Raw genomic sequence first — 12,629 nt, forward strand, 5'->3', positions numbered from 1 at the left:
GATCGGTGCGGAGGTTCGCGCCGGAGCCATTCAAGCTCGGCCGAAATCGCTATAGCGAGATAGCGAATGACAGTGCGGGCGCCTGTTGCATTTGAGTGACGGTTTCGGAATGAATTTGACCGGTCTGGCTTCGATTCATGCCATAAGCGATTGACTTTAACTAGCTATTCGATTGCCTTTTCCCCAGGACCTCCCTGGTCTCCGCAAATAAAATCGAGGGGGAACTCATGCTACATCGTCACGCCCGATTTGCGCAGTCATTGCTCATGGCCAGTGCGCTGACATCCCTTTGGGCTTCTTCGGCCTTCGCGCAGGACAGATCCAGCCCTGCCACAGCGGATGAGAGCGAGATCGTCGTGACCGGAAGTCGCATCGAGCGCAGCGACTATGATCTTGCCAATCCATTGGTCACCGTGACCTCCGAGACGCTGGAGCAATCCGGCAATGTATCCGTAATCGACACATTGGCGCAAAATCCCGCCTTGCTGAATTCCCTCAGCAACTATCGGACATCTGGCTCGCAGAGCGATTTTGGTGCAGTCGGCGTAAGCCTGCTGGATCTGCGCGGCCTTGGCGAGGACCGTACGCTGGTGCTGGTGAACGGCCGTCGCCATGTGGCGAGCCTTTCCGGTTCGGCGGCCGTTGATATCAACACCATTCCGACGGATCTGATCGAGGCTGTCGACGTGCTTACGGGCGGCGCATCGGCAGTCTATGGCGCGGATGGCGTATCCGGTGTCGTCAACTTCCGCCTGAAACGGAATTTCGACGGCCTTACCGCCCGGGGGCAGGTCGGCATTTCGAGCAGGGGCGATGCCGGTCAGCGTTTCGGCACGATAACCTATGGGCACAATTTTGCTCAAGGCCGGGGCAATGTGGCGCTTTCCTATGAGTTTCGTCAGCAGGATCGCCTCAGCAGCTTCGATCGTCCGCGAACCGGCGATCCGCTGCGGACTTTTAGAATCGTTCGCAATCCAGCCGATTTCCCCGACGACCCGAATGTCCCTGATCGCATTCCTTTCAACAATCTTCGCTATGCGGATAGTTCAATTGACGGGGCTGTCGATCTTGACCTTGATGGCATCCCGGACTTCACCGGTTCCGGCAAGGTCTATGATCGCGGCACGCTGCTGCGATCCTCGGGCGGGCTGACGCAGGGCGGCGACAGCACGCCGCTGGCAGGCTATCAGGGCGATCTCCAGGCCTATAACCGCGTCCATAATGTCAACTTTCTGTCGCATTATGATTTCAGCGATGCAGCCTCCTTCTTCCTTGAAGCGAAATATGTAAAGAACAAGACGTTTACGCTTGCGCAGCCATCCTTTGATTTCTTTACATATCTGACACCCGAGAACCCCTATCTGCAGGATCGTTTCGGCACGGCGGCGACCGTCGATGGTGCGCTTATTTCCCGCGACAATTTCGACCTGGGAGTTCGCGGCGAAGAAAATGATCGGGAAACCTTTCGTACCGTCACCGGATTTGAAGGCCAGATATCCGATCATGCGCGATATGAAGTCTCCTACACCTTCGGGCAGACCAAATCGAAGATCAAGCTGACCGACTATCGCATCGCGGACCGTTATTATGCGGCAGTCGATGCCGTCATCGACCCCGCCACCGGCAATGTCGTGTGTCGTTCCAATCTGTTTCCGGGCGAGAATATCGACCCCAACAACTATGACGCACCGGCGAGCACCTTCACGCCGGGGGCGAACAGCGGTTGCCGCCCCCTCAACCTGCTGGGGAATGGCGTGCGCGATCAAGCAGCGCTGGACTGGGTCAATGCCAACCTCATGAATCAAGCAAAGATTCAGCAACATGTCGTTTCAGGCTCGATATCCGGCGACTTTGGTCAGTTCTTCGAGCTGCCGGGTGGGCCCGTGAAGTTTGCGCTCGGCGCCGAGTATCGGAAAGAAAAGAGCAAGTTCACGCCAGACGAACTGCTTCAACAGGGGGCGCTGGCCGACTTTTCCCTTCAGCTTCCCGAGCGCGGCAGCTTCGACGTGAAGGAGGTCTTTGGCGAGCTTTCGGTGCCACTGCTGAAAGACGTTCCCTTTGCCTACAACCTGACTCTGGGAGCGGCAATCCGCCTGTCGGACTATTCCACGGTTGGGAAGACGACAAGCTGGAAGGTGGAGGGTTCCTACGCTCCCGTTCCCGACATCACGCTGCGTGGCACTTGGTCGGAAGCGGTACGTGCCCCGAATATCACCGAGCTGTTTGCGCCACGCAACGGTGGCTTCTCCTTCATCAGCGACCCTTGCGACCCGGTCTATATAGGCGAAGGCACCCAATATCGCGCTGCCAACTGCCAGGCTACGCTCCAGGCTGCGGGCCTGACCCCTGCGCAGATTTCCGCTTTCAATCCGGAAAATGATCCGGAGGCGACCGTCAGCCTTCCGGGATTCTCTGGCGGCAATCGCAACCTGAGGGAAGAAACGGCAAGGACGTGGACAGCCGGTGTGGTTCTGCGCCCCTCTTTCACTCCCCGCCTGGTTGCTTCCTTCGATTGGTACGACATCAAGCTGAAGAATGCGATCAATACGCCGACCTCCGAAGAGCTTGCCGAGCTCTGTGTCGATCAACCGACGCTGGACAATGTTTTCTGCGAAAATATCACGCGGGCGCAGGGAACAGGCTATATTTCCAGCTATTTTGTTCAGCCGCAGAATGTCGCCAATTTCCGGACCGCGGGCGCCGACTTCAAGCTGAATTATAAGTTTGCGCCATCCGATCTTGGGCAGTTCAACCTGGGATTCGCAGGTGGCTATCTTGATCGCCTGGAGTTCATCCCTACGCCTGGCGGAGAAATCGACGTCGACAGGAAGGAGTCCTATTTTCCGAAGTGGAATTTCACCGGCGACGTGACCTGGCAATATAAGGACTTGACCGTAAATTACGGCATCACCTGGTTCAGCAAGACGCGTCGTTACACGACTGAAGAATTGGAGGCCAATCCCGATCTGAGTGATCCGCGCTATTTCTGGTACAAGGAAAAGTGGCAGCACGATCTCTATGTCGCTTATGACGTCCAAGATCACTTCCGACTCTATATGGGCGCCAACAATCTATTTGATCAGAAGCCCGATGTGGGCTCGGTCAACTATCCGATCGGTGCGATAGGTCGTTATCTCTATGTAGGCGCCCGCATCACGATGTGACGACGTCAAGAGAAGGGGGCCGGTTTCCGTCCCCCTTTTCGTTTGCGACGGGATTTACTGCACCTGCCTTACGACTGCGTCCGCCATGGTCAATGATAACGCCGGCTGCTTTGCATCAATCACCGATGATATGCGGCACGAACCGTGCGGTGTCGCCGGTGATGGGGCCGTCCTCGCGAATGCCGAGGCCCGCCGGCTCGCCATCGACGATCCAGCTCCCCAGCACCGGCCGCCTGTTTCCCGCGCCGGGAAGGTCGAACAGCCGCTGATAGACGAAGCCCTCCGCGCCATAATCGCCGCCGGTGCGGGCGAATGTGCCGGCGTCGCGGATGAGGGTGACATTGGCGCCTTCCCGCGCGAGCAGTGGCTTGCGCGCATGGTCCCCGGCAAGCGGCTGCCGGCTCGCCTCGAGCAGATTGGGATGACCCGGAAACAATTCCCACAGGATCGGCAGGATCGCCTTGTTGCTCCAGATCATCTTCCAGATCGGCTCGATCCAGAGCGTGGTCGAAAGGCTTTCAATCAGTTCGCGCCCGAACGGCTCGTTGACCAGCCATTCCCAGGGATAGAGATGGAATATCGCATCGATGGGCATGAGATCGAGGTCGACGAAGCGCCGCCCGCCGCTGTCCCAGCCGATATCCGCCATCAGGATCGGCTGGACCGCGATGCCGGCCTCGCGCGCCATGTCCGCCATATAGGCGACGGTCATCACCTCCTCGCCCGCATCGTCGGCGGCGTCGGCGACATGGGCGAGGTGGAGCCGGCTGCTGCCCGGCGGCGGGGCGATGTCCCGCCATTTCGCCACCAGCCTCTCATGCAGGCTGTTGAACTGGTCCCGTCCGGGAAACAGCGCCTCCTTCCAGTCCCACTGGATGATCGCGGCCTCGAGCAGGCTGGTCGGCGTATCGCAGTTGAATTCGAACAGCTTGGGCGGGCCGGCACCGTCATAGCCGAGATCGAACCGCCCGAAATTGAGCGCGGGGGGCTCGGCGTCCCACGCCTCACGGATCGCTTCATGGCAGAAAGCGGGAATGGCGAAGCTGCCGAGAAGATCGCGGTCGAGCACATATTGCCCCGCCTCGACGAACAGGCGGTACAATTCGGCCGTCGCCTCCTCGATCAGGCCGATCTCGGCAGCCGAAAAGCTGTAGCAGGCGCTTTCGTCCCAATAGGGACGGCCGGCGGCGCTGTGCCAGACAAGGCCGAGCGCCTCGACCCGCTCACGCCAGTCCGGGCGCGGCGTGCATGCGATCCGGCGCATTATCCGCCGCTCCCGTGTGCGCTCATGCCGAAACCGCCGCGCGTGACGGTCGCCGCCGATGCGCGCGCATAATGGACGCCCGCGCGCGGACGATCCGATCCGCCGCCCAGCGCCTCGCCGATCGCCGGCACGCGGCTGCCGCGCGCGAGATAATACCAGCCTCGCGCACCGGCGGAGCCGCCCCCCGATCCCCCGCCCGCGCAATCCGCATCGTCCACGCGCCTGCCGCTGCGGTCGCGGCAGACGGCCACGTCCGAACTGGCCCGATCCTCGCCCCGCGATCCGCATCCCGACGCCAGCAGCGCGGCCGCGACCGCCGTCGTGATCGGCAACACCCGCCGATCGAACTTGCCCTGCATATTCCCCCCTCCGGACAGACTTCCGTCGTTACGGACGGATGCGCGGAAATGCGAGCGCCAATGGACCGACTTTGCAGCTATTTAGGGGCGCGAGACAGCCGGCCCGCAACAGCGTGAGAGGCCGTTCAATGGGAGCGGCGCAGTTGCGAAACGTCCGCAACGGGGCCCGCTTAGCCGACGAGCGCTATGGATCAGGAAGATTTTCCCTTGAGCAGCGCCACGATGGCCATGGCATGGCCGTGCCCCAGATCGAAATCGGATTTCAGCCACGCGATGATATTGCCCGCCTTGACGCCGGGCTTCAGGGCACCATCCTCGGCAAAGCCCTTCTCTTTCGCCAGCGCGATGAATTGCTCGGGCGTCTTGCCGGTCTTGGCCTGGATATTGTCGAGATAGGCCTGGAAGGACATTGTAGATCAGCTCCTTGCCGGAATGGGCGAGCGCGGATTCACGCGGCTTCGGGCATGCTGCGCCGCCAGGGGAAGATCGCCCGGACCTGCGGATCGCGCAGCCAGAGGCCGCCCCACATGAACAGCCCAAGATAGATGCTGAAGAGAATATGGCTGAACAGCGGATTTCCGACCCTGATCTGCGTTGCCATCGCGCCGCCAAGCAAGCCCATCGTCAGCGTGGCGCCGAAAATGCTGGTGCGCGGGATGAGATAGAGGATCACGCATGCCAGCTCGACCATGCCGATCATGGGCGCATAAGCCGGCGGCCAGCCAAGTGCCGCCAGCGGCTCGGTCGCCACCCGCGCGTTCACCAGCTTGGGCGCGGCCGAGGCGATGAGAAGAAAGGCGGCGAACAAGCCGCTCATGATGCGTCCGCTCCAGAGCATCGCCCGTTCCTTTTGCACGCTGGCATCCTTTCCCGATCAAGCGTCCCGGCGCCCCTTCGACAGGCGCTTCAGCTCCATGCCGTCCCTTTTCCGATGCTTGCGCCGGGCGCCGGGCCGACTATCTTGACGTCAAGGTAAAATCCGAATGTCTTTATGTCAAGATAATCCGAAAGGGTCACAAAAATTGCACGATCATGTCGAGCTGCGCCGCGTGCAATGGTCGAAGGAACTGCCCGATGTGGACACGCGCGGCATGGCCATTCTCGGCCGCGCACGCTGGATCACGCTTCGCGTGCGCCCGCCGATCGAGAGCGTTTTTGCCCGCCATGGGCTGGACAGCGGCGAGTTTGACGTCCTGTCGACATTGCTGCGCTCCGGCCCGCCCTATCAGCTGCGTCCGACCGAGCTGTTCAGGTCGCTCATGATTTCGTCGGGCGGCCTCACCGACCGGCTTTCCCGGCTGGAGAAGGCAGGTCTGGTCAAGCGCGCGCGCAGCGGCGCCGATGCGCGCAGCTTGCTCGTGCAATTGACCGATGCCGGACGCGAGCGTGCCGAAGCCGCCTTCCGCGAGGATATGATGGTCGAGGCCGAACTGCTGGAAGCGCTCACCGACAAGGAGCGCGATCAGCTCGCGACCTTGCTCGCAAAGCTGGCCCGCGCGCTCGGCGAGAGCGATTGACGGCTTTCCGGCCTCAACATGCCAGCTTCGGGCGCAGGACGGTCAGATCGCCCGACCGCCGGCCGCCCGCCCGACATCCCGCGCCCTGCTCGCTCCGATAGGTTCGGCCCATTACAGAGTCCGGGGTTCGGGAGAGCGGCGCCCCCGCCCGGCCGCGGCGGAGACGTCCGCCGCCCCTTCGACGACATTCGCCGCCCCCCCTTGTCGCACCGGATCAGTGCGCGCGATGCCCGGCGCCTGCCTTATCTTGGCGTGTCGGTGACCGTTTCGTCTCCGCTCGCCCCGCTCTGCTGCATAGTGCCTTCCTGCATGCCGCCGGAGCTGGAACCGCCCTGCTCCGCCCTGCCCTGCTCCGCCCTGCCCTGCTCCGCCCCGCCCTGCTCAGCCCTGCCCTGGCCGAACTTGAACGCGCTCGAACCGCCTTCGCCCGCCTCGCCGCCGAGCCGGCCCTGCAGCATCTGCTTCGCGCGCTCGGCGAGCTGCTGCTGCTGATCGCGCGCTTCCTCGAAAAAGCGTCGAAGCTCCTGATCCTCGCTGGCGTCCCGGCAGTAGGTCTGACAAGTCTCCGCGCCCTGGAGCGCATGATAAAGGACCGAGACGATATCATAGGTCTCGTTGCGGATGCCGGTCTCGGAACCGGCCTGCGTGCTGGCCATCTAATCTCTCCTGTCATGAGCTGGAGTCATTTTCGATCGAGACCGCATGACCGACGAACGGCCGGGGCGACGAACTGGACGGGACATCGTCGGCGCAGCTTCGAACGCGGCTCGGGCTGCGGCCTCGCGCAGCCAACCGTCCGGAAATCCGGCAGTTCCAGTCATTTCGGGGTTGGACGATCAAAAGCCCTGAAGACGCGCCGGTAATGGGCCCGGTGATAGCACATGCGTCGGGATCGTCATCGCGGCTGCGCCAGCGGCGGTTGCCCCGTTCATCGACGGCCGGCGCGAAACGCCTTTGGCCGATGAACGAAGCCTCCATAGCTATCCGCGCGGGCTCAGGCGGGCTGTTTCAGCAGATGCAGCGCCTCGTCCAGATGCACATAGCCGGCAAAGCCGCCGCGGCTTTGGGCGGGCGCCTCGCGCTCGATGGCATGAGCGAAGCGCACCGCCGGATCGCTTTCGAGCTTTTCATACAGGCTGTTGAGGCCGGGATAGTCGCGCCGGTCGATCACCTTGTGGAAATCGGCCCAGCGCGCGATCCCGATGAAATAGGCATCGGCCAGGCTGCGGCGATCGCCGGCAAGCCAGTCGCGGCCTCCCAGCATCGCCTCGAGATTGCGATGCGCCTTCTCCACCTTCGTTTTTGCGATGGCGGTGAGCACCTCCTTTTCGGCCCCCTCGCTGCCATGTTCGACGACATGCCAGAGCGGCACGAAGGCGTGGAAGAAGCTGCTGTTCAGGAATGCCAGCATCTGGTTCTGGCGGTCGAACTGCGCCGTCCCCGGCTCGAACGCCAGGTCCGTGCCTTTCGCCTGCGCGCCGATATGCGCAAGAATGGCGATGCTTTCGCTGATGATCGCGCCGGATGCGGTCATCAGCGACGGGGTCTCCCCGACAAGGTTGATCCGGCGATATGCATCGCCCGAGACCGTTTCGGGCATCTGGATGCGGCACAGCCTGTATGGCCGGCCGAGCCATTCGAGCGCGACGATCGATCCGAAGGAGCAGCCTTCGGGTATGCCGTAAAAGAGAATGGGGTCCATGATCGTCTCCGTTCCGATTGGCGAAGGCGGGGCGCCTCCGGGTTCGATCCCTGTATCCCCATGGACTTTGGCGGTGTAGACGGCGGGATCTGGACTTATCGTCCACATAGGTGGACTTCGGATCGATCGGCTTTTCTTATGCTCAATCTCAACGATCTCCATCTCTTCGTGCAGGCGGTCGAAAGCGGCGGCTTCGCCGCGGCGGCGCGGCGGCTCGGCCTGCCCAAATCGACCATCAGCAAGCGGGTCGGCGAATTGGAGGCCGATCTCGGCGTGCGGCTGGCGCAGCGAACGTCGCGCAGCTTTACGCTGTCGGATGCGGGCCGCGACTTTTACGAGCATGCGCGCGCGGCGCTGATCGAAGCGGAAACGGCGGAAAGCATCGTCCGCAGCCGGCTTGCCGAACCCAGCGGGACAGTCAGGATCACCGCGTCCGTACCCGTTGCGCAATTCTATCTGGCGGACCGGCTGCCGGCATTCGTGCGCACCTATCCCGGGCTGCATGTTCAGCTTCACGCGACCGACCGCTTCGTGGACCTGGTGCAGGAAAGCTTCGACATCGCCGTTCGCAATCATTTCGGGCCGCTTCCCGATTCAAGCCTCGTGCAACGGCAGATGCCCGCCGATCCCATGGTGCTGGTCGCGGCGCCGGCCTATCTGGGCGCGAAGGGCATTCCGCGCCGGCCGGAGGAGCTTGCGCGCCATGACGCGCTGCTGACGAGCCCGTCCGCGCGAAGCTGGCGGCTTCGCGGCGAAGAGGGCGACGAGGTGGAAGTGACGCCGCGCCCGGTCATGTCCGCCGACGAGTCGCTCCTATTGCTGAAGGCGGCCGCCGACGGCCTCGGCATCGCCTGCCTCCCGGCAGGCTTCTGCCGGTCCTATATTGCGCGAGGAGAATTGATCGGCCTGCTTCCCGGCTGGACGGCCGGATCGGCAAACACGACCATCCTGGTGCCGCATCGCCGTGGCCAGCTTCCTTCGGTGCGCGCTGCCCTGACATTCCTCACCGAAGCGCTCTCCGCCGATATTCCCCGGGGTGGCTAGAGCATTCAGCGTTTAATCGGATGCATAGCCGTCCGGCATTGGTTGGCTGCGCGGAGTGAGTTTCAAGATCGTTGCTTGCGAAAAGCTATTCGGATTGTCTTTCTCACCGCTCGGATGAGAAAAAGAGGCCAGCCCAGCGCGCTCACGCCCCACATGGCTATGAAACCATAGGTCACAATCGGATAAGGAGACAGCGCGTCATCGGCCGTGAGCATGGCGATACAACCAGCGGCAAACAGGGATGCTGTCATCGCAAAAACTATCAGGTCTTGCTTTATCGTCATCCCGCTAGAGGTTGTCTCGACCATCGTCAGTATTGTCCCCGCCCATCGCTTGCTCGGCACGACCGGGCTGATCGCTGCGATGCAGGCCTGATCGGCCAGGCTCCTGACGACCAATTACCCAACGGCCAAAAGCAGCTTTCCACACGCCCTCGATGCCAAGCGGACATTGCCTCGGACGTGCTGGGAGCCATAAGGTTGAGCCATGAGCCGCCGATTGACGAGATTCCGCAAAGTTGCCGCGCTCGCCAATGAACCGACACCAGTCCGTAGGCTCGTGGCTGGAACAATCGCAGGTTCTATTGCATTCATTCTGACTTATTTGCTTCTCGGCGTCGTATGGGGCGCCGGTTTGAGCGCGACCCTTTTCTCCTCCGTGGCACTTACGGTCGCAGCGGCGGTCGCAGCCGTGACCATGAAGTCCGGGATGGCGGTAGTTTACGGGGTCCTCGCCGCTATCTGGCTGCTCCTCGAAGGCTTGGTGTTGTTAATCGGATCGATCGCGGCGGGTTTGGGCTGATCTCGAATAGCCGGCCTCGGTCGTTCCGCGACATCCCATTTTTGGGTCCACGATCTGGGGTGACACCCCAATCAGGAGTTGCCGGCTTGGGTAGAGAGCGGACCTGACGAGGCCCAAGCTCACCCCTCGATGTCGAAATGCAGCACTTCCTCACGGATCCCAAGCTTTTCGTAGAGTGCGATGGCTGGAGCGTCGCCCTTGTCCGCCTGAACAAAGATAACCCATGCACCGCGCTCCACGGCAATCTTGCGCAGATGCTCGATCAGGGCGGTCGCGATGTGCTGTCGCCGATGCGCTACTCCGACAGCAAGGTCATAAATATAAATCTCGCGCCGCATCTTCTCGAACTTATCGAGTTCATAGGCAACGAGGCCGCCCAGGACCTCATCGCCTGTCAATGCCGCAACGACGATGACATGCTCTTTCGTGAGCAGATCTTCCAGATAGGCGTCGGTCGGCGGCTCGCCACCATATGTCTCACGGTCATCGAATGCATCGCCGAACAATGCGTTCAGCTTACGAAGTAGAGGGACATCGGTTGGGGCGAGGCGGCGAAAGATTACGGATGAAGAGTACATTTGACAGAGGGTAAGCTGTTCACTTCCGGAGCACCACGCCAAATTCGATGTCTGCTTCGGGGGCGTTCGCGATGGTGCACTTTACCGACCAACATGCGATAGGGAAGAACGCTCTGAAGCAGGCACTGCATTCACAGCGTCCCGCCATCGCCGAGCCATTTCAGGAAAATGTTAGGCTCCATCCCGGAGCCTTCATCCAGCAATTGCCATCCTCCACCTCTTCGGTGCGACGCAGCTTTCTGACATTCTGGATTCCGGGCCTTTGGAATGCATCAACCAGGGCTTTTTCGGAAACCTCGTCTCGCATCCCCTCGCAGGGATAAACCGCGATCTGGCTTATGAAGGTCGCCTGGAATTCCTCGCCTTCGCGCTGGACGAGAAAAACAGCGCCGGAAAGCTGCGTGAGCTTTGGTTTGCTAAAATTTGAATTGGTCGTCAGCGGCAATAAGAGTCGGCCGCCATCTCTCAGATTGTCCAACCACAAATCGGCCGGATGTGACACGCCTGCGTTCACATACACGACGTCCGCTGCATCAAACGGCGTGACTGATCCGTCACCTTCAATGACGTGCACGTTTGGAAGGCCCGAAAGATTCAGCGCCGCGCGTCTGGCAAGGCCGGGGTCATATTCGATGGCGGTCACTTTACCCGAGGGGCCCACCATTTCGGACATGACCGCCGAATAATAGCCAACGCCTGCGCCAACATGCACGAGATGCTCTCCCGGCATCGGCCGAACTGCCGAGATCCAGGCCGCGTGCGACGATGGCTGGCCATTGTTCAATCCGCGATCTGGCTCGATGCCAACGAGCACATCGGCGCAGAGCCAGGCTGGGTCGCCGTCTGGGGTTGGCTGATAGCCGCGCGGCCAGTTGAAGATCGGCCAAGGTCCGGGGCCAAGGAATCGCTCTCTCTCGACTTTCGCAAAAGCGGCCTCAAGTTCGGGATTTACTGACCGCCCTTGAAACAGAATCTGCTTCGCGTAAGCACGGCGAATAACCGTCAATTCGTCAGAACTGAACATAATATCCTCCGCTTACTTCCAGTAGAAAATCTTTCTGATCTGGAACGCAATGTCCACGAGCTGCTTCGGGCTGGGAAGCGGAGTGTCGTCCGACACCAGGAGTTCAACTCCATCGGCCATAGGGATACGGATGCACTTGGATGGATCAAGTTCATCTTCTTCCGTCCCTGCCTCGCTAGGAGCATGAATGCTTTTCCGATGGAGCAATTTGTCCCAAGCCGAGGTAGCTTGAAGCCCGAGCATGAAATCATCCCGCCTCGCCCGAATATCCTCCAGCGAGAAGCCTGAATTTTGTAGGGTTCGGGCCTGCTGGAGTTGGTGGAGATGGTGCTCCGTGAAATGTGCTCCCCTCCCACGGCCAAGTGGCGGATCGATCAGCTTTTCCTGAACATAAAAGCGGACCGTCCTGAGCGGAATGCCGGCCCTGAAAGCCAATGCCTCCGCAGTGTAAATCCCTAGACCAGCCATATTTAAAATAATGACACTTACTGTCAGATTATCAACTGTTAATTACAGATCCGCTTTCTGAGATTCCGCCTCCGAAGCGGACGGACCGGTATCCACCGTCCGCGACACTCGATGAGCTCAGACGCCCGACCACGAGGCGTTATTCGTTGCCGCATGCGGCTCGAACGACGGCCGGAGATTCATAACCAACGCGATCGGCCGGAAAGGAGGACGTCTGCACGCGATAATACATCCCGCGGCAAGCGTGTCTCCCTCCGCGTCAATTGGAGACGGTACTGTGGTGCTGGCGGGAGCCGTCATCGGACCTTCAGCACGAATTGGGCGGTCCAGCATCGTCAACCATGCTGCGAGCGTCGATCATGATTGCACGGTCGGCGATTACGTAAATATCTGTCCGGGAGCCCGGCTGGCTGGAGCTGTTCACGTTGAAGAAGGAACATTCATCGGCCTCAATGCAGCGATCTTGCAGGGTTTGCACATCGGGCACGATGCGGTGATTGGTGCCGGGGCGGTTGTCATAGCGAATGTCGATGCGGGTCGCACTGTCGTGGGCAATCCCGCGCGCCAGATCATTTCAACAATGAAGCGATAGCATCGTCCACCTCCCGCAGTAAAGCTGGGAGACAATGTCCGCTTCTCCCCCTTCCCGATCGAGAGCGGACGGCCCACCCCCCTTCAGCGGACGCTCAAGAGCTGAGCTGAAATAGG

14 protein-coding genes and 1 pseudogene are annotated in these 12,629 nt (G+C 60.9%); 5 read left to right on the forward strand and 10 right to left on the reverse strand.

The annotated features are described in order from the left end of the window. The first annotated feature begins 266 nt into the window (after window positions 1–266). A complete protein-coding gene (locus CLG96_RS06360) occupies window positions 267–3,164 on the forward strand; it encodes a TonB-dependent receptor plug domain-containing protein (protein WP_243395655.1) in 2,898 nt (965 codons plus the stop codon). 115 nt (window positions 3,165–3,279) lie between these two features. Here the strand turns inward: CLG96_RS06360 and CLG96_RS06365 are convergent, their stop codons facing one another. The 4 genes from CLG96_RS06365 to CLG96_RS06380 all read right to left on the reverse strand — a co-directional run bounded on the left by CLG96_RS06365 (window position 3,280) and on the right by CLG96_RS06380 (window position 5,643). Further along, window positions 3,280–4,428, reverse strand: coding sequence for a glutathionylspermidine synthase family protein (locus CLG96_RS06365; RefSeq protein WP_107967034.1), 1,149 nt, complete (start codon window positions 4,426–4,428; stop codon window positions 3,280–3,282). After that, window positions 4,428–4,787, reverse strand: a complete 360-nt coding sequence (locus CLG96_RS06370; protein ID WP_107967035.1) for a hypothetical protein — start codon at window positions 4,785–4,787, stop codon at window positions 4,428–4,430. Before CLG96_RS06370 ends, CLG96_RS06365 begins: the two co-directional genes overlap by 1 nt. 191 nt (window positions 4,788–4,978) lie before the next feature. Then, window positions 4,979–5,197, reverse strand: coding sequence for a DUF4287 domain-containing protein (locus tag CLG96_RS06375; RefSeq protein WP_107967036.1), 219 nt, complete (start codon window positions 5,195–5,197; stop codon window positions 4,979–4,981). A 38-nt stretch (window positions 5,198–5,235) separates the two neighbouring features. After that, window positions 5,236–5,643, reverse strand: coding sequence for a DoxX family protein (locus tag CLG96_RS06380; protein ID WP_207796612.1), 408 nt, complete (start codon window positions 5,641–5,643; stop codon window positions 5,236–5,238). Window positions 5,644–5,809: 166 nt separating this feature from the next. Between CLG96_RS06380 and CLG96_RS06385 the strand changes: the two genes are divergently transcribed. Next, complete coding sequence (locus CLG96_RS06385; protein WP_243395656.1) at window positions 5,810–6,304, forward strand: MarR family winged helix-turn-helix transcriptional regulator; 495 nt, start codon at window positions 5,810–5,812, stop codon at window positions 6,302–6,304. 242 nt (window positions 6,305–6,546) lie between these two features. On the opposite strand, the gene CLG96_RS18965 is transcribed toward CLG96_RS06385, so the two are convergent. Next, complete coding sequence (locus CLG96_RS18965; RefSeq protein WP_207796613.1) at window positions 6,547–6,960, reverse strand: hypothetical protein; 414 nt, start codon at window positions 6,958–6,960, stop codon at window positions 6,547–6,549. Between the two features lie 338 nt (window positions 6,961–7,298). Continuing rightward, window positions 7,299–8,006 (reverse strand): glutathione S-transferase family protein, encoded by a 708-nt coding sequence (locus tag CLG96_RS06395; RefSeq protein ID WP_107967039.1) that lies wholly within the window; start codon window positions 8,004–8,006, stop codon window positions 7,299–7,301. 138 nt (window positions 8,007–8,144) lie between these two features. On the opposite strand from CLG96_RS06395, the gene CLG96_RS06400 reads away from it, so the two are divergent. Next, the gene (locus tag CLG96_RS06400) at window positions 8,145–9,050 is read left to right on the forward strand and encodes a LysR substrate-binding domain-containing protein (protein WP_107967040.1); all 906 of its coding nucleotides are present in this window, start codon (window positions 8,145–8,147) and stop codon (window positions 9,048–9,050) included. Window positions 9,051–9,112: 62 nt separating this feature from the next. Here the strand turns inward: CLG96_RS06400 and CLG96_RS06405 are convergent, their stop codons facing one another. Continuing rightward, window positions 9,113–9,358, reverse strand: coding sequence for a hypothetical protein (locus CLG96_RS06405; protein ID WP_133175367.1), 246 nt, complete (start codon window positions 9,356–9,358; stop codon window positions 9,113–9,115). A gap of 178 nt (window positions 9,359–9,536) precedes the next feature. Between CLG96_RS06405 and CLG96_RS06410 the strand changes: the two genes are divergently transcribed. Beyond that, window positions 9,537–9,851 (forward strand): hypothetical protein, encoded by a 315-nt coding sequence (locus CLG96_RS06410; protein ID WP_107967042.1) that lies wholly within the window; start codon window positions 9,537–9,539, stop codon window positions 9,849–9,851. 119 nt (window positions 9,852–9,970) lie between these two features. Here CLG96_RS06410 and CLG96_RS06415 read toward each other — a convergent pair whose 3' ends face one another. From CLG96_RS06415 to CLG96_RS06425, 3 genes are all read right to left on the reverse strand, one after another. Then, the gene (locus CLG96_RS06415) at window positions 9,971–10,429 is read right to left on the reverse strand and encodes an AAC(3)-I family aminoglycoside N-acetyltransferase (protein ID WP_107967043.1); all 459 of its coding nucleotides are present in this window, start codon (window positions 10,427–10,429) and stop codon (window positions 9,971–9,973) included. Window positions 10,430–10,589: 160 nt separating this feature from the next. Continuing rightward, complete coding sequence (locus CLG96_RS06420) at window positions 10,590–11,453, reverse strand: protein-L-isoaspartate O-methyltransferase family protein (RefSeq protein ID WP_107967044.1); 864 nt, start codon at window positions 11,451–11,453, stop codon at window positions 10,590–10,592. Between the two features lie 12 nt (window positions 11,454–11,465). Next, entirely contained in the window at window positions 11,466–11,921 is a 456-nt protein-coding gene (locus tag CLG96_RS06425; RefSeq protein WP_107967045.1) for a MerR family transcriptional regulator, read from the reverse strand. A 136-nt stretch (window positions 11,922–12,057) separates the two neighbouring features. Between CLG96_RS06425 and CLG96_RS06430 the strand changes: the two are divergent. Next, a pseudogene (locus tag CLG96_RS06430) lies at window positions 12,058–12,513 on the forward strand (NeuD/PglB/VioB family sugar acetyltransferase); the annotation flags it as partial. Window positions 12,514–12,629: the final 116 nt, after the last annotated feature.

The sequence above is a fragment of the Sphingomonas oleivorans genome (assembly GCF_003050615.1).
GTDB lineage: Bacteria > Pseudomonadota > Alphaproteobacteria > Sphingomonadales > Sphingomonadaceae > Sphingomonas_H > Sphingomonas_H oleivorans.

Excerpts from the sequence above, each read along its gene's own strand:
- CLG96_RS06420 (WP_107967044.1), bottom strand. The coding sequence starts at position 11,453 with ATGTTCAGTTCTGACGAATTGACGGTTATTCGCCGTGCTTACGCGAAG.
- CLG96_RS06375 (WP_107967036.1), bottom strand. The coding sequence starts at position 5,197 with ATGTCCTTCCAGGCCTATCTCGACAATATCCAGGCCAAGACCGGCAAG.
- CLG96_RS06410 (WP_107967042.1), top strand. The coding sequence starts at position 9,537 with ATGAGCCGCCGATTGACGAGATTCCGCAAAGTTGCCGCGCTCGCCAAT.
- CLG96_RS18965 (WP_207796613.1), bottom strand. The coding sequence starts at position 6,960 with ATGGCCAGCACGCAGGCCGGTTCCGAGACCGGCATCCGCAACGAGACC.
- CLG96_RS06425 (WP_107967045.1), bottom strand. The coding sequence starts at position 11,921 with ATGGCTGGTCTAGGGATTTACACTGCGGAGGCATTGGCTTTCAGGGCC.
- CLG96_RS06360 (WP_243395655.1), top strand. The coding sequence starts at position 267 with ATGGCCAGTGCGCTGACATCCCTTTGGGCTTCTTCGGCCTTCGCGCAG.
- CLG96_RS06400 (WP_107967040.1), top strand. The coding sequence starts at position 8,145 with ATGCTCAATCTCAACGATCTCCATCTCTTCGTGCAGGCGGTCGAAAGC.
- CLG96_RS06370 (WP_107967035.1), bottom strand. The coding sequence starts at position 4,787 with ATGCAGGGCAAGTTCGATCGGCGGGTGTTGCCGATCACGACGGCGGTC.
- CLG96_RS06405 (WP_133175367.1), bottom strand. The coding sequence starts at position 9,358 with ATGGTCGAGACAACCTCTAGCGGGATGACGATAAAGCAAGACCTGATA.
- CLG96_RS06395 (WP_107967039.1), bottom strand. The coding sequence starts at position 8,006 with ATGGACCCCATTCTCTTTTACGGCATACCCGAAGGCTGCTCCTTCGGA.
- CLG96_RS06415 (WP_107967043.1), bottom strand. The coding sequence starts at position 10,429 with ATGTACTCTTCATCCGTAATCTTTCGCCGCCTCGCCCCAACCGATGTC.
- CLG96_RS06365 (WP_107967034.1), bottom strand. The coding sequence starts at position 4,428 with ATGCGCCGGATCGCATGCACGCCGCGCCCGGACTGGCGTGAGCGGGTC.